General features: G+C 68.0%; 22 protein-coding genes, 1 tRNA gene and 1 riboswitch. Of the genes, 12 read left to right on the top strand and 11 right to left on the bottom strand.

Annotated features, from left to right (window positions below; genetic code table 11):
- The first annotated feature begins 44 nt into the window (after positions 1 to 44).
- The 3 genes from ACTWQD_RS03855 to ACTWQD_RS03845 all read left to right on the top strand — a co-directional run bounded on the left by ACTWQD_RS03855 (position 45) and on the right by ACTWQD_RS03845 (position 2231).
- Positions 45 to 455 carry a hypothetical protein gene (locus ACTWQD_RS03855; protein WP_443194920.1) on the top strand — a complete coding sequence of 137 codons (411 nt, stop codon included), beginning with the start codon at positions 45 to 47 and terminating at the stop codon, positions 453 to 455.
- Between the two features lie 20 nt (positions 456 to 475).
- Entirely contained in the window at positions 476 to 925 is a 450-nt protein-coding gene (locus ACTWQD_RS03850; protein ID WP_066433415.1) for an RrF2 family transcriptional regulator, read from the top strand.
- Positions 926 to 1070: 145 nt separating this feature from the next.
- Positions 1071 to 2231: a globin domain-containing protein gene (locus tag ACTWQD_RS03845; protein ID WP_443194851.1), complete on the top strand. Its 1161-nt coding sequence runs from the start codon at positions 1071 to 1073 to the stop codon at positions 2229 to 2231.
- A gap of 155 nt (positions 2232 to 2386) precedes the next feature.
- Here ACTWQD_RS03845 and ACTWQD_RS03840 read toward each other — a convergent pair whose 3' ends face one another.
- On the bottom strand, positions 2387 to 3772 hold the full coding sequence (locus tag ACTWQD_RS03840) for an FAD-binding oxidoreductase (RefSeq protein WP_443194850.1): 1386 nt from the start codon (positions 3770 to 3772) through the stop codon (positions 2387 to 2389).
- A 244-nt stretch (positions 3773 to 4016) separates the two neighbouring features.
- Positions 4017 to 5849, bottom strand: coding sequence for a phosphoenolpyruvate carboxykinase (GTP) (locus tag ACTWQD_RS03835; protein ID WP_443194849.1), 1833 nt, complete (start codon positions 5847 to 5849; stop codon positions 4017 to 4019).
- Between the two features lie 275 nt (positions 5850 to 6124).
- On the opposite strand from ACTWQD_RS03835, the gene ACTWQD_RS03830 reads away from it, so the two are divergent.
- A tRNA-Arg gene (locus ACTWQD_RS03830) sits at positions 6125 to 6198 on the top strand.
- A gap of 108 nt (positions 6199 to 6306) precedes the next feature.
- On the opposite strand, the gene ACTWQD_RS03825 is transcribed toward ACTWQD_RS03830, so the two are convergent.
- A complete protein-coding gene (locus tag ACTWQD_RS03825; protein WP_443194919.1) occupies positions 6307 to 7113 on the bottom strand; it encodes a FadR/GntR family transcriptional regulator in 807 nt (268 codons plus the stop codon).
- A gap of 172 nt (positions 7114 to 7285) precedes the next feature.
- Here ACTWQD_RS03825 and ACTWQD_RS03820 point away from each other — a divergent pair, with 172 nt between their 5' ends.
- From ACTWQD_RS03820 to ACTWQD_RS03800, 5 genes are all read left to right on the top strand, one after another.
- Entirely contained in the window at positions 7286 to 8743 is a 1458-nt protein-coding gene (locus ACTWQD_RS03820) for a dihydrolipoyl dehydrogenase family protein (protein WP_443194848.1), read from the top strand.
- A 68-nt stretch (positions 8744 to 8811) separates the two neighbouring features.
- The gene (locus ACTWQD_RS03815; protein WP_443194847.1) at positions 8812 to 9579 is read left to right on the top strand and encodes an ABC transporter ATP-binding protein; all 768 of its coding nucleotides are present in this window, start codon (positions 8812 to 8814) and stop codon (positions 9577 to 9579) included.
- Complete coding sequence (locus tag ACTWQD_RS03810; protein ID WP_443194846.1) at positions 9576 to 11612, top strand: YhgE/Pip family protein; 2037 nt, start codon at positions 9576 to 9578, stop codon at positions 11610 to 11612. Before ACTWQD_RS03815 ends, ACTWQD_RS03810 begins: the two co-directional genes overlap by 4 nt.
- Positions 11609 to 12250: a TetR/AcrR family transcriptional regulator gene (locus ACTWQD_RS03805; RefSeq protein ID WP_443194845.1), complete on the top strand. Its 642-nt coding sequence runs from the start codon at positions 11609 to 11611 to the stop codon at positions 12248 to 12250. The genes ACTWQD_RS03810 and ACTWQD_RS03805 overlap by 4 nt, the downstream gene beginning before the upstream one ends.
- 33 nt (positions 12251 to 12283) lie before the next feature.
- Positions 12284 to 13009, top strand: a complete 726-nt coding sequence (locus tag ACTWQD_RS03800) for a hypothetical protein (RefSeq protein WP_443194844.1) — start codon at positions 12284 to 12286, stop codon at positions 13007 to 13009.
- Here ACTWQD_RS03800 and ACTWQD_RS03795 read toward each other — a convergent pair.
- The 5 genes from ACTWQD_RS03795 to ACTWQD_RS03775 all read right to left on the bottom strand — a co-directional run bounded on the left by ACTWQD_RS03795 (position 12979) and on the right by ACTWQD_RS03775 (position 16523).
- Positions 12979 to 13920 (bottom strand): EamA family transporter, encoded by a 942-nt coding sequence (locus tag ACTWQD_RS03795; protein ID WP_082699207.1) that lies wholly within the window; start codon positions 13918 to 13920, stop codon positions 12979 to 12981. The two genes, ACTWQD_RS03800 and ACTWQD_RS03795, sit on opposite strands and share 31 nt — an antisense overlap.
- Positions 13921 to 14001: 81 nt before the next feature.
- Entirely contained in the window at positions 14002 to 14574 is a 573-nt protein-coding gene (locus ACTWQD_RS03790) for a hypothetical protein (RefSeq protein WP_443194843.1), read from the bottom strand.
- A gap of 153 nt (positions 14575 to 14727) precedes the next feature.
- Positions 14728 to 15255 (bottom strand): SixA phosphatase family protein, encoded by a 528-nt coding sequence (locus ACTWQD_RS03785; protein WP_443194842.1) that lies wholly within the window; start codon positions 15253 to 15255, stop codon positions 14728 to 14730.
- A gap of 55 nt (positions 15256 to 15310) precedes the next feature.
- On the bottom strand, positions 15311 to 15514 hold the full coding sequence (locus ACTWQD_RS03780) for a dodecin family protein (RefSeq protein WP_443194841.1): 204 nt from the start codon (positions 15512 to 15514) through the stop codon (positions 15311 to 15313).
- A 145-nt stretch (positions 15515 to 15659) separates the two neighbouring features.
- Positions 15660 to 16523 carry a winged helix-turn-helix domain-containing protein gene (locus ACTWQD_RS03775; protein WP_443194840.1) on the bottom strand — a complete coding sequence of 288 codons (864 nt, stop codon included), beginning with the start codon at positions 16521 to 16523 and terminating at the stop codon, positions 15660 to 15662.
- 625 nt (positions 16524 to 17148) lie between these two features.
- Between ACTWQD_RS03775 and ACTWQD_RS03770 the strand changes: the two genes are divergently transcribed.
- The 3 genes from ACTWQD_RS03770 to ACTWQD_RS03760 all read left to right on the top strand — a co-directional run bounded on the left by ACTWQD_RS03770 (position 17149) and on the right by ACTWQD_RS03760 (position 20594).
- Entirely contained in the window at positions 17149 to 17889 is a 741-nt protein-coding gene (locus ACTWQD_RS03770) for a response regulator transcription factor (protein WP_443194839.1), read from the top strand.
- A gap of 3 nt (positions 17890 to 17892) precedes the next feature.
- Positions 17893 to 19518, top strand: coding sequence for an ATP-binding protein (locus ACTWQD_RS03765; protein WP_443194838.1), 1626 nt, complete (start codon positions 17893 to 17895; stop codon positions 19516 to 19518).
- Positions 19519 to 19661: 143 nt separating this feature from the next.
- Positions 19662 to 19822, top strand: a riboswitch (cyclic di-AMP (ydaO/yuaA leader).
- Positions 19821 to 20594, top strand: coding sequence for a hypothetical protein (locus tag ACTWQD_RS03760; protein WP_443194837.1), 774 nt, complete (start codon positions 19821 to 19823; stop codon positions 20592 to 20594). Its footprint overlaps the riboswitch before it by 2 nt.
- Before the next feature lie 94 nt (positions 20595 to 20688).
- Here ACTWQD_RS03760 and ACTWQD_RS03755 read toward each other — a convergent pair whose 3' ends face one another.
- The 3 genes from ACTWQD_RS03755 to ACTWQD_RS03745 all read right to left on the bottom strand — a co-directional run bounded on the left by ACTWQD_RS03755 (position 20689) and on the right by ACTWQD_RS03745 (position 22725).
- Positions 20689 to 21066 carry a VOC family protein gene (locus tag ACTWQD_RS03755; RefSeq protein ID WP_443194836.1) on the bottom strand — a complete coding sequence of 126 codons (378 nt, stop codon included), beginning with the start codon at positions 21064 to 21066 and terminating at the stop codon, positions 20689 to 20691.
- Positions 21067 to 21159: 93 nt separating this feature from the next.
- Positions 21160 to 21795 carry a uracil phosphoribosyltransferase gene (gene upp, locus ACTWQD_RS03750; RefSeq protein WP_066433371.1) on the bottom strand — a complete coding sequence of 212 codons (636 nt, stop codon included), beginning with the start codon at positions 21793 to 21795 and terminating at the stop codon, positions 21160 to 21162.
- A 12-nt stretch (positions 21796 to 21807) separates the two neighbouring features.
- Positions 21808 to 22725, bottom strand: a complete 918-nt coding sequence (locus ACTWQD_RS03745; RefSeq protein WP_443194835.1) for a phosphatase PAP2 family protein — start codon at positions 22723 to 22725, stop codon at positions 21808 to 21810.
- Positions 22726 to 22739: the final 14 nt, after the last annotated feature.

The following is a 22739-nucleotide window of genomic DNA, read 5'->3' as shown; positions in this document are numbered from 1 at the left end:
CAGGGTCTTGGCGCAGCAGCGTTCCGGAGGCCAGCGCCACGGACCTGGAGAACCTGCTCGGGACCGGGGTCGGCGCCGCCCAGGAACAGCTCGAGCGTAACGGCGGGTTCCTGCCGTTCGCCCTCGTGGTCCAGAACGACGGCGAGGTCCGGCTGGTGGCCGTCACCCCGGCCGACGCGGCCGAGGGATCGGACGCCGATTTCGACGCCGACGCCATGATCAGGGACCTCACCGAGCTCCTGCGCCAGCACCGCGACGAGTTCCGTGCGGCCGCCGTCGTCTGTGACATCACTCTGCTGGAAGAAGCGTCGGACGCCATCCATGTGGCCGCGGAGCACAAGGACGGGTCGCTGTTCGCCGCGGTCCTGCCGTACGCCGCCAACCCGGCGACGCGGGAGCTGGAATTCGGGGAGCTCTCCGCGGATACGAACGAGCCCGGCGTGTGGGTGGACTAGACCGCCCGTAAGCTGGTGTTATGAAGATCAACGCCTTCGCGGATGTCAGCCTGCGCGCCATGATGGTGCTCGCGGCCGCTCCCGACGGCGGACTCCTCACCACCCAGAGCATCGCCGACGCCGTCGGGACGCCGTACAACCACGTCAGCAAGGCGATGGCGAAGCTGCGGGAGCTGGGGATGGTCGACGTCGAGCGCGGACGGAACGGCGGGTCCCGGCTCAGCAGCGCCGGGCGCTCCGCCACGGTGGGCCAGCTGCTGCGCCTGCTGGACACGCGCGCGGACCCGGCGGACTGCGTCGCCGCCGGCGGGACCTGCCCGCTGATCGCCGAGTGCCGCCTGCGCGGGGCACTCGCCCGTGCCCGCGAGGCCTTCTACCGCGAACTGGACGACCTGGTGGTCGCCTCGCTGCCCACATCCCGGCAGATGGCGCCGGTTTTCCAGGCCATCGGCTTGCGCCCCGGGCTCTAAGAGCACCCCCGTTACGCCCGGGGCCCCCTCGATTTGAACTTGTTTTCTACCTCATGTAGAACTGAGGCATAAATACTCGCATTTCAAATATGGGTATTTGAACCGGTCCGGTCGCAGACCCCGGGCCACTATCTCAGGAGTCAACATGCTCTCGGACAAGTCCTTCCCCGTCATCGAGGCCACCCTCCCGCTGGTCGGTTCCCGGATCGGTGAGATCACCCCCAAGTTCTACGCCCGCCTCTTCGCGGCGCACCCTGAACTCCTCGACGGGCTCTTCAGCCGCTCCAACCAGCGCAACGGCAACCAGCAGCAGGCCCTGGCCGGAAGCATCGCCGCTTTCGCCACCCACCTGGTCAACAACCCGGGGACCCTGCCGGAGACCGTGCTGGCCCGCATCGCCCACCGCCACGCCTCCCTCGGCATCACCGAACCCCAGTACCAGGTGGTCTACGAGCACCTCTTTGCCGCCATCGCCGAGGACCTCGCCGAGGTCATCACCCCGGAAATCGCCGAGGCCTGGACCGAGGTCTACTGGCTCATGGCAGACGCGCTGATCAAGCTCGAAAAGGGCCTCTACGCGGCGCAGGCCAACGGCACCATGTGGAGCCCGTGGCGGGTCGCCGCCAAGACCCCCGCCGGCACCGGCTCCATGACCTTCACCCTGGAGCCCGCCGACGACACCCCCATCACCTCCGCCCTGCCCGGACAGTACGTCAGCGTCAAGGTCACCCTCCCGGACGGGCTGCGCCAGGTCCGCCAGTACTCGCTCTCCGGCGACGCCGGCACCAGCCGCAGCTTCACCACCAAGAAGGACGACGGCGGCGAGGTCTCACCCGTGCTGCACAACAACGTCGAGGTGGGCGACATCCTCGAGATCTCCAACCCCTACGGCGAGATCACGCTCAAAGACGGCGACGGCCCCGTGGTGCTGGCCTCCGCCGGCATCGGCTGCACGCCCACCGCCTCCATCCTGCGCTCCCTCGCCGACGCCGGCTCCGACCGCCAGGTCCTGGTCCTGCACGCCGAAAGCACCCTGGACTCCTGGGCGCTGCGCTCCCAGATGACGGACGACGTCGAACGCCTGGACGGTGCCGACCTCCAGCTCTGGCTCGAGCAGCCGGTCGACGGGACCCGGGAAGGCTTTATGTCCCTGCGCGAGGTGGACCTGCCGGCCAACGCGTCACTGTACCTCTGCGGCCCGCTGCCGTTTATGAAGAACATCCGCAACGAGGCCATCAACGCCGGCATCCCGGCAACCAGGATCCACTACGAGGTCTTCGGCCCGGACATCTGGCTCGCCAGCTAAAGTACCCATCGGTTGCTCCGCAACGGCCCTTTAGAGGGTTCAAAAGGGCTGTTGCGGAGCAGACGATGAGAGTTCGACGGCGGCCCGCACCTTTCGTAACAAAGGTGCGGGCCGCCGTCGTCGCTAACCGGCCCGCGCAGCCCAGTCCGGACCGGTCAGGTCGCGGACGACACTCCGGTGATCGCATGGCCAAACCGCAGGAGGTTGCCGGGGTCGTAGGTGGCCTTGGCGGCCCGCATTCTTTCGTAGACGGCGGGCGACCATGCCCGGGCCCGGTCGGCCTCGTCGCCGGGCTCGCCGTGGAAATTGACCAGCGTAGATCCGGTTGAGTGGGGCGCCATCGCGGCCAGGATCCCGCGCATGGATGCGTGGGACGCCTCGGCCGCGGGCGGTGCGTTGATCCCGACAAGGAACAGAAGGAACGCGGCGTCCCGCCCGGACACGGCGTCCGCCAGGGCCCGGCCCTTGGCCAGCGCCCCTCCGAGCGGGCGGACTTCGATCATGATCAGCGGACAGCCCGAGTCCTGGCCGGCCAGCTCGAGCAGAGCCGCCACCGCCTTTTCGCCGAAATCTTTCAGGAGCACTCCGCCCTCCATGTATGGGAGCGGATCCATCGGATCCATGTGGATCTGGTCGACGTCCAGATAGTCCATCGGGCCCACAGTGTCCATCAAAGGTGCCGAAACCGCGCGCATCGGCGCCAGAAGCGGGTCGCCATCCTCGCGGTTCCCGGGGAATGCGAAGCGCAGGTGCACCACGAACTGGTTCCGGAGCGGCGGGGGAACGAATTCCATGTCCGGAAGGCGCAGCAGGGAGATCGAGGGGGACGCTTGGTCAGGAAGCGTGGGCAGCCACTCGCGGAACGCCGCCAGGATGGAGTCCGCGTCCGCCCCGGGATAAAAGATCGCGCCGCCGTAGAAATCCCCCAAGGGGAAGAGATTGAACTCGAGGGCGGTGACGATCCCGAAATTGCCCTTTCCTCCGCACATCAGCGCGAAGAGCTCGGCTTCGGTCTCGGCGTCGATCCGGCGGGACACGCCGTCAGCCGTCACAAGCTCCATGCTGCGGACCTGCTCCGCAGCGAACCCATGGGCGCGTCCCAGCACAGGGAGCCCGCCGCCGAGCGTGTAGCCGACCACGCCGACGTCAGTGCTTGAGCCGTGCAGCGGGATCAGCCCCTGCGGCACACTCGCTTCCAAAACGCTCCGCCACTTCACACCGGCCCCCACCCTGGCGGTCCGTTTATCCGGATCGATCTGCAGGTCCTGCAGGCGCCGCGTGGTGATGAGCAGGCCGCCGTCAATCGCAAAGTTCGCGCCGTGCCCGGTGGATTGGACCGCGACCGGGAGCCGGCGTGCGGCGGCCCATTTCACGCCGGTGGCGACGTCCTGCGCGTTTTCGGCCCCGAGCACGACGTCGGGACGATGGACGGTGCCGGCGTTGAACGCGAACGTCTCGGCCGCGAATTCGGGACTGTCCGGCAAGGCGACCGGGCCGCTGACAGCCGAGGACAAGGCCTGGATGTCGTCGGTGACAAGCATGATGAGCTCCTGAGCTCTCGCGTGCTGCGAGCAGGTTCGGGGCACGGCCGCGCGCGCAGATTGCCCCAGCTCCCTCTCCAGTCGGCGGACGGGCCGGCTGATGATTCGTCGAGCCTAGGCTTGCGCCCCGACGCGGTCTAGGGGCCTAAGTCCCGCGCCCGCGCAGAGGAGAGTACGACGGCGGCCCCGCACCTTGGACAAGGTGCGGGGCCGCCGATATGCCCCACCGGGAGTCGGTTGGCTGTTAGTGCTCCGCCATCCGCTCCTTCAGGCCTTCCAACTCTGCCCGCAGGGCATCGGGGAGAGAATCACCAAACTTGGCGTACCACTCCTCGATCGAGGCGAGCTCGGCGTCCCACTCCTCGCGGTCCACGCGGACGGCGTCCTCCACGTGGGCGTGCGTCAGGTCCAGGCCGGAGACGTCCAGCGAGTGCCCGGCCGGCACGAAGCCGATGGGGGTCTCGACGGCCTCCGCCTTGCCTTCGAGGCGCTCGATGGCCCACTTCAGGACGCGGGCGTTGTCGCCGAAGCCGGGCCAGGCGAAGTCGCCGTCGGCCGTGCGGCGGAACCAGTTGACCAGGAAGATGTGCGGCAGGCGTTCCGGGTTCGCCTTGCCGGAGACGCTGATCCAGTGCTTCAGGTAGTCGCCCGCGTCGTAGCCGATGAACGGCAGCATGGCCATCGGGTCGCGGCGCAGCACGCCCACCTGGCCGGCCGCGGCAGCCGTCGTCTCGGAGGAGAGCGTGGAGCCCATGAAGATGCCGTTAGTCCAGCTGCGGGCCTGGGTGACCAGCGGAACCGTGGTCTTGCGGCGGCCGCCGAACAGGATCGCGGAGAGCTCGACACCCTCCGGGTTGAAGTATTCCTCGGCGAGCATGTCGATCTGGGAGATGGGTGTGCAGAAGCGCGAATTCGGGTGCGCTGCGGGCTTGTCCGAATCGGGCGTCCAGGAGTTGCCCTGCCAGTCGGTGAGGTGCGCGGGCGTTTCGTCGGTCATGCCCTCCCACCACACGCCGCCGTCGTCGGTGAGGGCGACGTTGGTGAAGATGCTGTGGCCCTTGGCGATGGCGCGCATGGCGTTCGGGTTGGTGCCCCAGCCGGTGCCGGGGGCAACACCGAACAGGCCGGCCTCCGGGTTGGTGGCGCGCAGTTCGCCTTCCTTGCCGATCCGCATCCAGGTGATGTCGTCGCCGAGGGTCTCGACCTTCCAGCCCTCGATGGTCGGATCCAGCAGGGCGAGGTTGGTCTTGCCGCAGGCGGAAGGGAAGGCCGCGGAGATGTAGTAGTTCTTCTTTTCCGGAGAGGTCAGCTTGAGGATGAGCATGTGCTCGGCCAGCCACCCTTCGTCGCGGGCCATCACGGACGCGATCCGCAGGGCGTAGCACTTCTTGCCCAGCAGGGCGTTGCCGCCGTAGCCGGAGCCGAAGGACCAGATGGAGCGCTCTTCCGGGAAGTGCACAATCCACTTGTCCGGGTTGCAGGGCCAGGCGACGTCCTCCTGGCCGGGGGCCAGGGGGGCCCCGAGGGAGTGCAGGGCGGGGACGAAGAAGGCGTTGGTGGCGGTGATCTTGTCCAGGACCTGGGTGCCGATGGTTGCCATGATGCGCATGGAGGCCACCACGTAGGCGCTGTCGGTGATCTCCACGCCGAATTTCGGGTCCTCGGCGTCGAGGTGGCCCATCACGAACGGGATGACGTACATGGTGCGGCCGCGCATGGAGCCACTGAACAGTCCGCGCAGCTTCTCCTTCATTTCTGCCGGAGCCATCCAGTTGTTGGTGAAGCCGGCATCGCGCTCATTTTCGGAGCAGATGTAGGTCTGCTCTTCCACGCGGGCCACATCGGCGGGATCGGAGAATGCCGCGAAGGATTTGGGGAACAGCTCCTCGTTCAGGCGGGTCAGCGTTCCCGCCTCGACGAGCTCGTCCGTGAGCCGGGTGTTCTCCTCCTCGGAGCCGTCTACCCAGTGGATCCGGTCCGGCTGGGTCAGCTCGGCTACCTCTTCAACCCATGCCAGCAGGCCGGCATGTGTGGTGGGTGCCTTTTCAAGCAACGGCAGTCGCGCCAGATCTCCCATAACGGTTCCCTTCCTCGGGTTCAGTGGTGTTTCCTAAATGTAGGGCTAGATCACCTCCCCAAATCCGGGCCAAATGTCAGACGTCTGGGCGGCCGGAAATGAAAAACCCCGGAAAATCAAGGAACTGGCCTGCCACAAAGTGCCTGTTTTGTGATCAAGGTCACGTAGACCGGTCTAGTCGGGCAGATTACACCTGTTTCGATTTGGCAGTACGGGCCCACCTCGCGTAAAGTAATTCGAGGTTCGGGGAGCGAGAAGTTCCAAGAACTGAAGATGCGCCCATAGCTCAGCTGGATAGAGCGTCTGTCTACGGAACAGAAGGTCAGGGGTTCGAATCCCTTTGGGCGCACAATACAAAGATCCGCACCGGTCCGCCGGTGCGGATCTTTTTGTTTAGCATCCGACCTGTATAACGCCCGACGGCGACGCCTGCCGTCGGGTCGCCAGCCGGACTCGGCTACGGCGCGACGGCCCGGTTGATCCGGTCCCGGAGCCCGTCGAAATGGCTGTTGAGCCGCCGGGCGGCCAGATCCTTGTCCCCCGCGGCGACTGCCTCATAAATGCCCCGGTGCAACGCCGCCGCTTGCAGGAGGCCGCCCTCGCCCGCGCCATATGCCTCAGCTCCGGCGGCATCAGCCCCACCGAAATCTGCCCTGCCGGAATCTGCCCTGCCGGAATCTGCCCTGCCCAGCTCAAGCTGGAGCCGCCGGTACACCTTCCAGAAGGCGTCGAGCAGGCCGGACAGCATCTGGTTGTTGAGGGGTTCGAACAGCCGGCGGTGAAATTCCGCGTCCGCCTCCATGAAGCTCTCCCCTGCGCGGGCCAGGGACTCCATCCGGAGCACGGAGGCCTCGATGCCCGCGAGCTGCTCCGGGGTCATCTGCTCCATGGCGCCGGCGATCAGCCCGGACTCCAGCGCCTGCCGCACCTCCACGAGCTGCAGCGCTTCCTGCCCGTGATGCCGCAGCGACAGCCTGCCCCGGAAAACGAGTCCATCGGCCAGTGCCTCGAAATTGTTCGTGGCCACAAACATGCCGAAGCCATGGCGGATGTCGACTACCCCGAGCGCCTGCAGGACCTTGAGGGATTCCCGCAGGGTGTTGCGGCCGATGCCCAGCACCGCGGAAAGCTCAGTCTCGGTCGGAAGCGGGTCGCCGGGCTCCAGCTCACGGTCCAGGATCAGGTCCATGATGTCCGCCTGCAGCGCCCGCAGCCGGGATTGTGCGCTGAACCTGGGCGGTGGCACGGACCTGGCTGAGGCCACGGCGCCGCTGCCCGCACTGTTGGCACCGGCGCCCGCACCGCCCGCGGTCCCCTTGCCTGCCGCCATCGCCAGCCTCCCCCGAAGTGTGAACCTCACAGTAGCGGTGGTCCCACGTCCTGCAAAGGGGTCGTCCCCGGCGTTCCGGGCGCAGCGCCGGGCGTAGGCTTTTGCCATGACGGCACAGGTGGAACGGGAATTCGATGTCATTGTGATCGGCGCGGGCGCCGTGGGCGAGAACGTGGCGGACCGTGCGGTGCAGGGCGGCCTGACGGCTGTCCTCATCGAGGCGGAACTGGTGGGCGGCGAATGTTCCTACTGGGCCTGCATGCCGTCGAAGGCCCTGCTGCGACCCGGCACCGCCCTCCACGGCGCGCAGACAGTCCCCGGCGCCGCAGAGGCCGTCACCCGGACCCTGGACGCGGCGGCCGTCCTGAAGCGCCGCGACCACTTCACCTCCAACTGGCAGGATGACAGCCAGGTGGCATGGGTTGACGACGCCGGGATTGAGCTCATCCGCGGCCACGGCTGGATCACGGGCATCCGGACAGTCGAGGTCGCGGGACTCGACGGCAACAGCTACCTGCTCACCGCACGGCACGCCGTCGTGGTGGCCACCGGCTCCACGCCCACCGTGCCGCCCGTCGCCGGCCTGTCCGACGTGGACTACTGGACCACGCGGGATGCGACGTCCGCGCGTGAGGTACCGGACCGGCTGGCGGTCCTGGGCGGCGGCGTGGCGGGCACCGAACTCGCCCAGGCCTTCGCCCGGCTGGGCTCCTCGGTGACGCTTGTGGCGCGCGGCGCCCTGCTGGGCGCCTTTCCGGAGGAAGCTGCCGCCCTGGTGGCAGCCGGGCTGCGCGCGGACGGCGTTGATCTGCATCTCCACACCGGAACCAAGGGTGTCCGGGAGAACGACGACGGCTCGCTCACCGTGGAGCTGGAGGACGGCGCCGAAGTGACGGCGGACAGGCTCCTGGTGACCACCGGCCGGCACCCCGCCCTGGAAGGAACCGGGCTGGAGAGCGTTGACCTGGGCGCAGAGGACGGCGCGGAGCTGCGGCTCAGCACCGACTCCACCGGGCTGGTGACGGGAGGCGCCGGGAACGACGTCGACCCCTGGCTGTATGCCGCCGGCGACGCGGCCGGGAAAACCATGCTGACCCACCAGGGCAAATACGGCGCGCGCGCCACCGGCGACGCCATTGCCGCCCGCGCCAAAGGCGAGCTCAGCGGCGGGGCGGCCCCGTGGAGCCGTTACGCCCAGACCGCCAACCAGCACGCGGTGCCGAACGTGGTCTTCACGGACCCGGAACTGGCCAACGTGGGCCGGACCGTGCGGCAGGCGGAGCAGGACGGATACAACGTCTCCTGCGTCGACCTGCCCATCCAGGTGGCCGGATCGTCGCTGCATGCCGAGCGCTACGAGGGCTGGGCCCAGCTGGTGGTGGACGAGGACCGCAAGGTGCTGCTGGGTGCCACGTTCGCTGGCCCGGATGTGGCCGAACTCCTGCACGCCGCGACCATCGCGATCGTGGGTGAAGTGCCGCTGGACCGGCTGTGGCACGCCGTTCCCGCCTACCCCACCATCAGCGAGGTCTGGCTGAAACTGCTCGAGGAGTACGGACTCTGAGCCTCTATTTGAACTGACTGGTCAGTTTAGTTAGCCTTGAAGGAGACATCTCCTTCGAAAGGCTCCCCTTGCTCTGCGTACAACAACTCCATGTGAAGGGCCGGCGGGACGACCTGCTCCCGCCCACCTCGCTGCAGGTACGTCCCGGCGAGCTGCTCCTGGTCGAAGGCGACGGCCAGGACCAGCGAACAGCCCTTGCCCTCACCCTCAGCGGCCGGATGAAGCCCTCCGCGGGAGGGCTGGACTGGGACGGGAGTTCCAAGATCAGGCGCCTGCGCCTGGCCAGCGCCCTGGTGGACTCCCCCGGCGTCAACGAGCCCGAACAGCACCTCAGCGTCAAAGACCTCGTCACCGAGGACCTCGCGCTCATCCCCAGGCGCTACCGCGGTGCACTGCTCAGCAAACCCTGGCTCAAGGTGAACCGCTTCGAGGACATCGCTGCCCTCTGGATCGATCAGGTTCCGGCCAGGCGCCGCGCCGAACTGCTGACCGCACTTGCCCTGGCCAACCCCGCGACGGATTTGCTGGTGGTTGATTCGCCGGATCGGCACAGCGCAGATCCTGCGGACTGGCTTCCCCGGCTGGAGGAACTGGCGTACGACGCCGGGCGGCCACTCGCCGTCGTTGCCACCGTCGCGGCACTGCCGGACGGCTGGACCGGCCCGGCATCGTCAATCGGGAACGCCGTGAAGGTTGCCCCGGCAACGGCAGCCCCTGACGAGGAATCCGCGGACCCCTCCGGCCCTCACGGCGCGTCAGGACCGGCGGCGGAGAACGCTGCCGCCAACCACCGGCCCACTGCACCCATCCCGTTCGACTTCGAGGACTCAAAGTGACTGTTCTGCGGCTGGCCCGCTCCGAGCTCAAACGCATGACCGGCGGGCTCCTGCCCAAACTCACCATCCTGGCCCTGACCATGGTGCCCCTGCTGTACGGCGCGGTGTACCTCTACGCAAACTGGGATCCCTATGGCAACCTCGACCAGATCGACGCCGCCCTGGTGGTGGAGGACACCGGCGCGACCGCCAGCAACGGGAGCAGGCTCGAAGCCGGAACTAAGGTGGCCAGCAGCCTGGTGGACGACCATGTCTTCAACTGGCAGGAAGTCGCCACCTCCGAGGAAGCAGACCAGGGGGTCAGCAGCGGCAAGTACGCGTTCGCGCTTAAGATCCCCCAGGACTTCTCGGCCAACCTGGTGTCCCCGGGCAGCTTTGACGCGGCGAACCAGGCCATGCTGAACGTCACCACCAACGATGCCAACAATTACGTCCTCAGCAACATCGTGGACAAACTGACCACCGCCGTGCACTCGACGGTGGCCAAGGAGGTGGGCGAGGAGACCGCGAACCAGCTGCTGACGGGTTTCGGCACCATCCACGCACAGATCGTCCAGGCCGCGGACGGGGCCGGGAAACTTTCCGACGGCATCGCCAGACTCCGCGACGGCGCTGTCAGCCTGCACTCCGGCACGAGCCAGCTGAACGGCGGGATCGCGGAACTTGCCGCCGGTCAGGTGAAACTGCGCGACGGCGCCAACCAGCTCAATGCCGGCGCCGGCCAGCTCAGCTCCGGCCTGGCGCAGCTGGAGGACAAGACGGCCACGCTGCCTGCCGACTCAAGGAAACTTGCGGACGGCGCCGCCCAGGTCGCGGCGGGAAACGCCGCGCTGAACACCAAGGTCCAGGACGTCGTCGGGCAGCTCGACGCGGCTGACCGGGGCCTCCGGGACCGCGTGGTGCAATCCAACAACCGTCTGGTCGCCGCCGGAGTCATCACTTCCGAACAGGCCGGCAGGATCCTGGCCGATTTCGATTCCGCTGCCGTGTCCAACCCCGTGGCGGACGCCAAGTCCAAACTCCAGACCGATGCAGCCCAGATCCAGCGGCTTGCCGACGGCTCTGCCGCGGTCAGTGCCGGGGCCTCCCGGCTTGCAGGCGCGACGCCGGCATTGACCAGTGCGATCTCCAAGGCCTCGACGGGCGCAGACCAGCTCTCAGCCGGCGCAGCCGCTCTGGCCGCGGGCGAGCAGAGCGCCGTCGACGGTACGGCCCGGCTCGCGGAGGGCGCCCGCCAGCTCGACGGCGGCGCGGCCCGGCTGGAGGACGGCGCGCGCACGGCTTCGGATGGTGCCGGGGAGCTGGCCTCCGGCCTGGCGACGGGCGCCGGAAACATCCCCAATCCTGATGATGCGCAGAAGAACAACCTGTCCAAGGTGATTGCGGACCCCGTTGCCGTCAGCGACGTCTCGCAGGCGAAGGCCGCGTCCTACGGCGCAGGCCTGGCACCGTTCTTCCTGACCCTGGCCTTGTGGATCGGCATTTTCATGCTGGTCCAGGCCATGCGGCCCATCACGCAGCGTGCGCTGGCTTCCAACGCGCCGGCGTGGAAAATCGCCGTCGGCGGCTGGCTGCCGTTCTTCGCGGTCTCGGTGGTCCAGGCCAGTCTCCTGACCCTCGTGGTGGACGTGGGGCTGGGCCTGGAACCCGCCCATCCGGTCCTGATGTGGCTGTTCATGCTGGCAGCCGCCATGGCCTTCAGCGCCATCATCCAGGGAGTGGTCGCCCTGCTGGGGACTCCCGGAAAGTTCGTGGTGCTCATCCTCCTGGTCCTGCAGCTGGTTTCCTCCGGCGGAACCTTCCCGTGGCAGACCACCCCGCAGCCGCTGCACTTTGTCCATGAGGTGCTGCCTATGGGCTACGTGGTGTCCGGAATGCGGCATCTGATCTACGGCGCGGACCTTTCGTTGATTGTGCCGACGGTTGCCGGGCTCATGGGGTATACCTTGCTGGGGGCGGCCCTTTCCACGCTGGCCGTTCGCAAGCACAAGTTCTGGACCCTCAAGACCCTGAAACCGGAGATCGCCGTATGACCACCAGCCCGAGCGGCGGCGCGGCAGGCGCCGGGGATCCGGAGAAGAAACTCCGCCCCGGCCGCACCAACGCCACCAAGCAGAAACTGTTCGAGGCGTCCATGGAACTGATCGGAGAGCGCGGCGCGGCCGGCGTGACAGTGGACGAGATCGCCGCCGCCGCAGGGGTCTCCAAAGGCACGGTGTACTACAACTTCGGCAGCAAGTCGGACCTGATCGCGCAGCTGCTGCGGCACGGCGTGGACATCCTGCTGGCACGGCTGCTGAGCGTCAAGGACGAGTCATTGGACCCGCTCACGGCCATGGAGGACATGATCGGGCAGGCCATGGACTTCATGGACGACTACCCCTCCTTCGCCCGGCTGTGGGTCAGCGAGAACTGGCGGACGCCCAGCGAGTGGCAGGACACCTTCACCGAGCTCCGGGGACAGCTGCTCGCCGTGATCGGCGCGGCGATCGATGCGGTGGCCGCCGCCTACCCGGTGGATCCGGGCGTATCCCGCGGCAGCCTGGAGACGGCCGTCTTCGGTGCCTGCTTCGTGGTGGGCCTGGACCGGCAGACCTACCACCCGGAGCGGACCCGCCAGCAGAGTGTCGCCGCAATCATGGCGTCCATGCGCGGCTACATCGTGAAGTAGCCCCGATCGGGGATGATTGTTCACATGGGCCACATGGGTAACAGCGGAAAGATCGCCATCGGCGCGTTCCTCGCCGCGCTGGCGCTCCTGGCCCTGGCCGGCATCACACTCCACGAGACGGTATTTCTGTGGTTCCTGACGGCCGCCGCGGCGGCCTACGTGGCCTGCGTCTCGGAGGTGGTCATCCGCCGCCGGCACCGGACCCTGGCGGCCAGCGGAATCGGGAGCATCCTGTTCATTGCCTTCGGCATCGCGTTCCTGCGGCAGTGGGGCCTGGCCTTCAACGCCGATCCGGACGCGATGTCCGCCCCGGTGGATTCCGAGCATCCGGACCTCTACTTCTATCTCGCCGCCGGCTTCGGCGCAGCCGCGCTGCTGCTGCTGGTGGCCGGGACCGTCCTGCCGGCCAGGGGAAGGCGCCCCCGCGGCGCGGGCGCGCCACCGCGGCGCAGGCCTGCCGCGGGGGCCCGACGGCCGGCACCCAGGCCGGGAGCCGGCAGGCCGGCCGCCCCCAAACCCGGAGCACCACGGACCGCTGCACCACGGACGGCCGTACCGCGGACGGCCGTACCGCGGGCCGCCGCATCCCGGACGGCTGCACGCCCCGCGGCCAGGTCCGGGAGCGCCAAGGCAGGCACCACCAAAGCAGGAACCGCCAAACCCGCCATCACCGCGGCGCGGTCCCAGCCGGCACGGTCCCAGCCAGCACGGTCCCAGCCAGCCAAGACTCAGTCGGCCCGGACGGGTACCCGCCGCTGATCCCGCGGCGGGCGGTCCCGCCGTCGAACGGCCCGCGCCCGAGGATCCCAGGGCCGCAGCACCGCAATGGCGACCCCGGCGAGCAGCAGTGCGCCGCCGGTGATTTCCGCGGGGGTGGGCACTTCGCCCAGGACGAGCCACGCCGTGGTCATTCCCACCACCGGCACCAGCAGGGTAAACGGAACGACGGCGGAGGACGGGTACAGCCCCAGCAGCCGGTTCCAGATTCCGTAGCCAACGAGGGAACCGAAGATGGCCGTGTAGAGCGCGCTCAGCAGGGTGACAGGCTGGACTCCGGCCAGGGCCTGCGCCACGGCAGGCGGACCGTCGACCAGCAGGGACAGGCCCAGCAGCGGCACCGGCACCACGGCCCCTGACCAGACCACCAGCCCCAGCCCCGACGCCGCCTTCGCCTTGCGGGCAACGATGTTGCCGGCCGCCCAGGACAGCGCGGCGGCCAGCACGATCATGAGCGGCAACACCGGTGCCACCAGGCTCCGGCCGACGGCAACCACCGCGAGCCCGGCGACGCCCAGCACCACGCCCGCGAACTGCCGCCGGCTCGGACGCTCACCCAGGAAGCCCGCGGCCAAGAGCACGGTCAACAGCACCTGCGCCTGCAGCACGAGTGACGCCAGGCCGGCCGGCATGCCCAGGGCCATGGCCAGGTAGAGCAGCCCGAACTGTCCGGCGCTCATAAACAGCCCGACGCCGATGATCGCCTTCCAGCCGACGTCGGGCTTTCGGATGAAGAAGATGCACGGAACAACCACCAGGATGAACCGCATCGCCACGAACAACAGCGGCGGCATCTCCGCTCCGGGCGGGTGCAGGCCGAGGTCAATCGCGACAAAGTTGACGCCCCAGAGCACTGCGACGAGCAGGGCCAGGGCGGAATGGCGAGGGTTCACCCTGCCACTATGCCCGTTCCGGCCCTGCTTCGCCGCCGTTCAGGGGCTGCGCGCCGGAAATTCGCCGGCGCGGCCGGGCACTCAGAGGTTGCGGGGATTGTCGCCGCGCGGCTCATCGGTGTGCACCGGTTCCCGGGGCGCGGAGCCGGGCGGCACCTGGGTTCCCGTTGTCTGGGTTCCCGGCGTCTGGGTTCCCGGCGCCTGGGTTCCCGGCGTCTGGCTCCCGCTAGTGGTGGCGGCCTGCTCGCCCGTGGCCGGGTTGCGGGCGCTGCGGTCCCGGCGGAGCTCCTCGGTGCCGGTGTTCTGGGCATCCCGTCTGGAGGTCGCGACGTCGGGGTCCAGCTCGTCAGCCTTCCGCAGCTGTTCCTGCACGCCGGACTGGACCTTGTCGGCCTCCTGCTGCCGTGCGGCTGCTTCAACCCGGAGCCGCTCAGCCTCCACCTCTGCCTGCTTGGCGTCGGCCTCCGCCCGGGCAGCCTGGGCTTCACGCTCCCTGGCGTTGAGCTGTTCGGCCTTGGCCTGTTCCCGCATTTCGACTGCCTTGTTGCGGTCCGCCTCGACCTTGCGCTTGCGGCTGAGCATGGTGGCCACCACCACGATCGCGATCACTACAACAATGCCGATGATGAGCCCGATGAGCTGTCCTGAATCCACGGTGAATCCGCCTTTTCTCCCGATCGCCATAAGTCCACGAGTAAACAGCATCAGTAAACCGCAGAAACGCCGGCATGACTATGCATCGGAAGATCGCGGCTATGCACGGGGAGATCAGGACGGACGCCTTGGCCGTGCCGGAGCGCAGCTGCGCTACTTGCCCCGGGGAACCTTGAAATGCGTGAGCCTGGCGTCCTGGCCGTCCAGCTCGGCCCAGGTCTTTTCCGTCTCCATGACGGTGAGTGCGCTCGTGGGGTACCGCGTGGCAGCGTCCATGTAGGCGTCGTGGTCCGAGTCCCGGGAGGCAAGGTGCATGGCCAGGTCCTGCACGCCGGGCATGTGCGAGATCACCATGAGGGTGGTCACGGTATCCGGGACGTGGTTGATGACCGTCAGCATCCGCTTCGCCGAGGCCGCATAGAGCCCGTCCTCGAGCTTCGGCGTCGGCGCTTTGTCGCCCAGTTCACTGCACACCCATGTGCACGTCTGCCGTGTGCGCAAGGCGCTGGAGCAGAGAATGAAGTCGGGGACCACGCCATGCTTCACCAGCCATTTGCCGGCCTGCGGGGCATCGCGGTGGCCGCGCTCTTCAAGCGGCCGGTCGTGGTCCGCAACGCCGCCGGGCCAATCCGACTTGGCATGCCGCATGATCACCAGCCGTTTGATGTGATGCGCGCTCATGGACCAATCCTAGTGCGGCAGGTGGTCAGCGGGCGCGCATCCCATCCGCGGCCGTTTAGTCCTCAAGGACGAAGGTCACTTCCAGCACAACGTGCCACGCCACGATCGCGCCGTCGTTGATTTCGACCTTCTGTTCCTTCACCCACGCCCCAGTGACGTTGCGCAAGGTTTTGTTGGCCCGGTCAACGCCTTCCTTGATGGCAGCATCGAACGAGGTCTTGGAGTTCGCGCTGAGGGTAGTAATCCGTGCAACTGACATGTCTTCCTCCCAATAGTCGGCCCAACGCTCCGAGACTACGCCGGACCCACTCAACGCAACAGGGCCCGACGGCGGCCAGGCGGCCGCCAACGCAAAAGCGCCCGCACCCCGGCGGGGTACGGGCGCTTTTGCGCTGTGGTGAAGGCTAGATGGAGTATTCCGGAGCGGCCCAGACCACAACTTCGGGGTGCTCGTAGAAGCGGTAACCCTGGCCGCGGACCGTGCGCACGGTGTTCGCCAGACGGCCCAGCTTGGAGCGCAGGCGGCGGATGTGGACGTCGATGGTGCGCTCGTTGGGCACCTCTTCGGCGTTCCGCCAGAGTCCTTCCAGCAGCTCGTCGCGGCCAACAGTGCGGGTGCCGTTCTCGACGAGGTAGTTGAGGAGCTCGAACTCCTTAAACGTCAGGTTCAGGGATTCGCCGTCGAGCGCCACCTCGCGGCGGGCGAGGTCGATCAGCACGCCGGAAGGACGCGGGTCCTGCGGCTGCTGCAGGCGGGCGGACTCGGAGCGCTGGCGGGCGCCCACCGTGGGGTCACCGAAGGTGGAGCGGACGACGTCGAGCGCGGAACCCGGCGCGCTGGCCGGCGCAACGGCGACGGCGGCGTAGCTCTCGGCACCGGACACGAGGGACTGGGCGTAAGCCCTGATTTCCTGGGCAAGCTTGGCGATGGAGGTGCCGGCAGCCGCCGCGGTTTCCTCATCGATCCCCATGTAGAGCACAAAACCGCGGGCGACGTTGTCGCTGGGGACGGGGCGCACTGGGCTCCCTTCGCCGGGGGCAATCACGGGGGTGGGGGCCGTGACCGGCGCCGGCGGGACGGCGCGGAGCTGTCCGTAGGAGTTGGGGTTGTACCCCTGCGGGGCGTAGCCGGGAGCGGGGAAGCTGGCGCCGGATCCGGCGGGGGCGAACGAGCCCCGGCCGCTGAAGCCCTGGCGGATGCCGGAGGCCTGGCCGGCCTTGCTGGCATTACGGACGGAGATGTGGACGTATCCGGATGCAACTGTCATGGATTGCTTACCTCAATGTGAAATGGCCGTCATCGCGGCTCGAATGCTGGTGTCCCCGCAATGAAAACTGGGGAGGGGCGCCCGACGCTGGGCTGGGGGCGAATGCCTAGAAACTCCTGGGGTGTAAAAGTTAGGCGTGCATTCGACAACAGCGCTTTTCAGTACCAGCGGGTGCGCTGATCCAAAAAACTGCGGCTGCAGGTGCTGTTGAGTTCTTGTTCACAATTGAAGTGTGCAACGTAACAATGAAAACTTGCAAGTAACAATGGACCGGAAAGTCCACCATGCGAGACGAAAGCGCCGAGTGTCGCACAGATCACAATTCTGCGACGCGGATTAAATAACATCCGTTCTGCTTTGCGGGCGCGCCAGAGCGAATACTGCCGAACATCCTTCGTCCGAACACGCCGATTCCGGGCAATCATTCACAGGAAGCCGAAACCGCCAAACCCTTCGCATGCTTACCTCCGGGCCTCCGCCGTCCCACATGATGGGCACGCCCGCCGTTGCGAAATTCCGCCCCGCACCCCGGGTTCCGGCGCGCACAGCTCGCTAGGCTGGGATTCACAGGCGCCGCACAGGATCCCCAAAGCAGCACCTCAACGGCAGATCGGAGAGTAGTCCCATGGCCACCTCGCACTCCATGACCAACAACCTCCCCCAGCTCACGCACCCGGACGGCTCACCCATCCGCGCCCTGGTTGTGGACGACGAACCAAGCCTCTCCGAGCTGATGAGCATGGGCCTGCGGATGGCCGGGTGGTCCGTTGCCGTCGCCGCCGACGGCCCCGAAGCGGTGAAGCTTGCCAAGGAATTCCGCCCCGACGTGCTAGTGCTGGACGTGATGCTTCCCGGGTTCGACGGCGTCGAGCTGCTGGGCAGGATCCGTGCCTTTGCGCCGGAGGTTCCCGCGCTGTTCCTGACGGCGAAGGACGCCGTCCAGGACCGCATCACCGGGCTGGCCGCGGGCGGGGACGACTACGTGACCAAACCGTTCAGCATGGAGGAGGTCCTGCTGCGGCTGCACCGGCTGGTCCAGCGCTCCGGGGTGGCCGCGATGGACACCGCCGAGCTGGTGGTGGGTGACCTCGTCCTGAACATCGACACACGCGAAGTGCGGCGCGCGGGCGAAGAACTGCACCTCACGGCCACCCAGTTCGAACTGCTGCGCTACCTGATGGAGAACCCGAAGCGGGTGGTCAGCAAGGCCCAGATCCTGGACCGGGTCTGGGACTACGACTTCGGCGGCCAGGCCAACATCGTCGAGTTGTACATCTCCTACCTCCGCAAGAAGGTCGACGCCGTCCACCCGCCGATGATCCACACCGTGCGGGGCGCCGGCTATGTCCTGAAACCGGCGGACTGATCCGTGCCCCACCACCCCGGCGCCGTCCGACCCCCCGGGCCCGACTGGCGCAATCCGTCCACCTGGCACCTGCGCACCCGGCTGGTCCTCGTCGCCATGGCCCTGCTGGTGGCCATCTGCGGTGCGGTAGGGATTGTCAGCTACGCCTCCATGGACTTCTTCCTGACCCGGCAGCTCGACGACCAGCTGCTGCAGGCGGCGGCCCGCGCGCGCGACTCTGGCCGTTCCGGCGGCCGCGCCGACCCCCTCGAGGCACGCATCGGCACGCTCAACGCCAGGATCGATGATGATTCGGTCCGCAGCTCCGGGTTCCTCGCCGAGGACGGAACCCGCGAACCCCTCACCGACGAGGACGACGAAGCGCTCCTGGGCCTCAGCCCGGGGAGCGAACCGCTCAACAGGACGTTGTCCGCCGGCGCCTACCGGCTGGTGGCAGCGAAGGCACCCGACGGCGACGTGATTATCACCGGCCTCCCCCTCGCGGACCGGCAGAACACACTGGCTTCCCTGGTGTGGACCATGGTGATCGTGTCCGCCGGCGGTCTGCTGGTGATCGGCCTGGCCGGAACGGCCCTGATCCGCCGGACCATGAAGCCGCTGGATCAGCTTTCTGAGGTGGCAACCCAGGTCTCGCGCCTGCCGCTGGACGCCGGGGAGGTGGCGCTCGCTGTCCGGGTGCCGGAGTCGGCTGCGCATCCGGGCACGGAGGTGGGCAGCGTGGGCCATGCCCTGAACCTGATGCTGGACAACGTCTCCAATGCCCTGCAGGCGCGGCAGGAGAGCGAAATGAAGGTCCGCCAGTTCGTGGCGGACGCCTCGCATGAGCTGCGCACGCCCCTGACGGCCATCCGCGGCTACACCGAGCTGATGCGGATGACCGAGCGTTTCACCCCCGACGGCCAGAAGTCTCTGGCCCGTGTGCAGAGCCAGTCTGAACGGATGACCACCCTGGTGGAGGACCTGCTCCTGCTCGCCCGGCTGGATGAGGGGCAGCCGCTCAAACTCAGCGATGTGGACCTCACCCAGCTGGCGGTTGAGACGGTCAGTGACGAGAAGGTGATGGCGCCGGACCGCGTCTGGCACCTTGAGCTCCCCGAAGAGCCGGTGGTGGTCCGCGGCGACGCGACGCAGCTTCACCAGGTGCTGGCCAACCTGCTCTCCAATGCGCGCAAGCACACCGGCCCGGGAACCACGGTGGTGACGGGCGTGCAGCGCGCTCCGGACGGCAGCGCCGTGGTCAGGGTGACGGACAATGGCCCCGGGATCGCCCCCGAGTTTGTGGGACGGGTGTTTGCGCGCTTCACCCGGGCGGACGCTTCCCGGAAGAATCCCGTGGCGGTCACGACGCCGGCACCGAGCCGGCAGCCTGTGGCGCACGTGCCGCAGCGCCCGCCGCGGCTGCCCGCAGCCGGCTCGGCCCCGGGACTGCCGGCCGCCCCGGCCCCGGCAGCGCCGGCGCCAGCCCCTGTTGCGTCGGCCCCTGTTGCGTCGGCAGAAGGAACCAGCGGGCTGGGGCTGTCCATCGTGCAGTCAATCGTCGAGGCCCACGGCGGCACGGTCACTGTGACGTCCGTTCCCGGCCGGACCGAGTTCACGGTGCGGTTACCCGCGGCCAAGACGGAATCCTGAGCCGCGCCGGCGTCGCAAGGCGCAACGCCGCAGCCGTGATCCCCGTTACCAAAATGTGACTTGAGCGGCGGGGTCCTGTACCGTTTTTAGGGTGTGGCCATCGCTAGGGCCGCATATCCGGATGTACGCCAAACTCTGCCGCCTCCCGGATTCCGCTGGATAAGGCAGAGGCGGGGGACCCAGAGTTCCCGGGCATTTCTGCATCTTGCACCCTTGGGGTGAAGCCGACACGTGAGATTCCGTGCGGCCGGATGACCTCATCCGAACCCGACAGCTAACTCCGCAGGCGTTGAGAGGCGATCATGACTGACTTCAAGGCACATTCGCGCCCTGACGGCGCTGCACGCAAGACCCACACTGAGCGTTCACGGCACCGCGCCGAACCGGCCGCACCCGTATCAACCCGGACGCGTTCAAAATCGAGGTGGGTCAAGAACTTCGGGGCCACGGGCCGCCGGGCCGCCGTGGTGGCCGCCGCCTGCGCAGTGCTGGTGGGGGTCGGCGCGGCCGGGCAGGCCTCCGAGACGGCCGCCCGCAACGCTACCGCCAGCAGTTCCACCGCCGCGACGGCGGATCCTCTGACGCAGCTCGACTTTGAGCGGGTCCGGGTCGATAACCAGGTCAATCTCCCCGCCGCGGCCCCGGCCGCCGAGGTGACGCCCGCCGAAGCTCCTGCCGCGCCGGCAGCCCCCGCCCCGGCGGCCCCTGCTCCGGCCGCACCCGCTCCTGCAGCGGCCCCGGCACCGGCTCCTGAGCCGGTTGCCGTCAACGACCCCGCCGGCGCGCAGGCCTACGCGGCCAGCCAGCTGGGCGCTTACGGCTGGGCTCCCAGCCAGATGCAGTGCCTGATGAAGCTCTGGACCAAGGAGTCGGACTGGGAGACGACGGCGACGAATCCCACCAGCGGCGCCTACGGCGTGGTGCAGTCCCTGCCCGCTGAGAAGATGGCCAGCGCAGGCGCTGACTACCGGACCAACTACCGGACCCAGATCAACTGGGGCCTGGAGTACGTCAAGGACCGCTACGGTTCGCCGTGCGGCGCACTGAACTTCCACTACGCCAACAACTGGTACTAGACACCGTTGCGGCTGCGCAGGGCCCCGGATCCACTGGATCCGGGGCCCTGCGCGTTTCTGCGGTTTCCCTGGGCTTGCGTCTCCCTTGGGCCGCCTAGCCGTTGGGGCGGTTGGGGATGTACTGCACGCCCCATTTGTTGCCGTCGGGATCGGCGAAGTAGACGAAGTGGCCCCAGTCCTGGACGTCGATGTCGCTGACGTCCACGCCGTTGTCCTTCAGCTGCTGATGCGCGGCCTGAATGTCGCTGACCACGAGCTGCAGCCCTGGAGCGGTGCCGGGCGGGGCGTTGTTCAGGCCCTCACCGATCGCGATGGAACAGCCGGACCCCGGCGGGGTCAGCTGGACGAAGCGGATGCCGTCCGCGGGCCGCTCGTCATAGTCGGCGTTGAAGCCCACCTTGTTGACGTAGAAATCCTTCGCGCGGTCGACGTCGGACACCGGGACAAAGATGAGTTCGAGTTTCCAGTCCATGGGGCACAGGCTAGCCCCGTGGCGAGGGTTACGGTAGGGCTGTTCGCCGTCCCGGCGGCCCGCCGCGGGCGGGCTCCGGGACCATGTGGGTGCTTAGCCGGCCACGCCGTAGAGGCGGTCGCCGGCGTCGCCCAGGCCCGGAACGATGTAGGACTTTTCGTTCAGCTTCTCGTCGATAGAGGCCAGGACAATCGTCACGTTGGCGTCGGCCAGCTCTTCCTCCAGCTTGGCCAGGCCCTCGGGGGCGGCCAGGAGGCAGATGCAGGTGACGTCGGAGGCTCCGCGCTTGAAGAGGAACTTGATGGCCTCGCGCAGGGTGCCGCCGGTGGCCAGCATGGGGTCCAGGACGAAGATCTGCCGGTCCGTAAGGTCCTCGGGGAGGCGCTCGGCGTAGGTGATGATGTCCAGGGTCTCTTCGTCGCGGGCCATGCCCAGGAATCCGACCTCGGCAGTGGGGACCAGCTTGGTCATGCCTTCCAGCATGCCGAGCCCCGCGCGCAGGATGGGGACCACCAGCGGGGTGGGCTTGGTGAACGCGGTGCCCACAGTGGTGCTCACCGGAGTTTCGATGGTGACGGGTTCGGTGCGGACTTCGCGGGTGGCCTCGTACGCCAGGAGCGTGACAAGTTCCTCGGTGAGCTGGCGGAAGACCGGGGACGGGGTGTTCTTGTCCCGCAGAACGGTGAGCTTATGGGCGACCAGCGGGTGGTCCACAACGAAAGTGCGCATGGGTCAAAACTATCACCCGGCGGGCGGCGGCCCACCCGTGGAACCCCGGGCGCCGACGTCGCGCGCGGTGGTACCGGTGTCCCGGGTGGTAGTGCCGCCGGCGGTACGATCGCCCGCCGCGGCGCTGCCGGCGCTCCCGCCGTCGGCGGGGGCTTCGGCCCCGGCATCCCCGTGGCCGACGCGGCCGTCACGCAGGTGTGCCGGGTGGTCGAACGTGGGTGCGGGGCCCGCATGTTCCCGGTGCCGGATCACATGGAACAGCCGGTGGGCCAGGATCACGATGCCCAGCCATGCAAGGCCGAGCAGCCAGGCGGCGATCACGTCGGTCATCCAGTGGTGTCCGAGGAATACCCGGCTCAGACCCATGGCCAGGACGAAGACGAGCCCCCCGGCGATAACGGCGATGCGGGCCGAGGTCTTTTTGAGCTGCAGGCAGGTCAGGTAGACCAGCACGCCGATCACCACAGTGGAATTGAGGGCGTGGCCGCTGGGGAACGACGGGGAGGTCTCGTACGGCGGGACGGCGTTGATGAAGTCCGGTCGGGTGCGGCCTACGAGGTTCTTGCTGAAGGTCGTGGCGAGGATGGACACGGTGGCTGCGCCGCCGACCAGGATGATGGGCCGCCACGTGCGGTTCACCCAAGTGAGCCAGGCAGTGAGGAGGCTCGCCAGGATGGGCATCCCGATGCTTCCGCCGACATTCGTGAACCCGGTCACGGCGGCGTTGAGCTCCGGCGTGCGCAGGTCCTCGGCGAGGGCCAGGGCAGGTTTGTCCAGGTTCGCCAGGCCGGCTTCGTCAACCACGCTGTCATAGACTTCAGCGCCGAGGAGCGCCAAGATGACCACGATGGTCCCGCCCACGAGCATGGTGATCCACAAGGCCGCATAAGGGACCACCCATTTGCCCCAGCGATCGGTAAAGGCACTCACTGCTGTCTCCCGAC

The organism is Pseudarthrobacter sp. 1C304 (assembly GCF_052245515.1).
In the GTDB taxonomy this organism is placed as follows: Bacteria; Actinomycetota; Actinomycetes; order Actinomycetales; family Micrococcaceae; genus Arthrobacter.
Note: the sequence above shows the minus strand (reverse complement) of the source record. Positions and strands in the feature narration are given on the sequence as shown.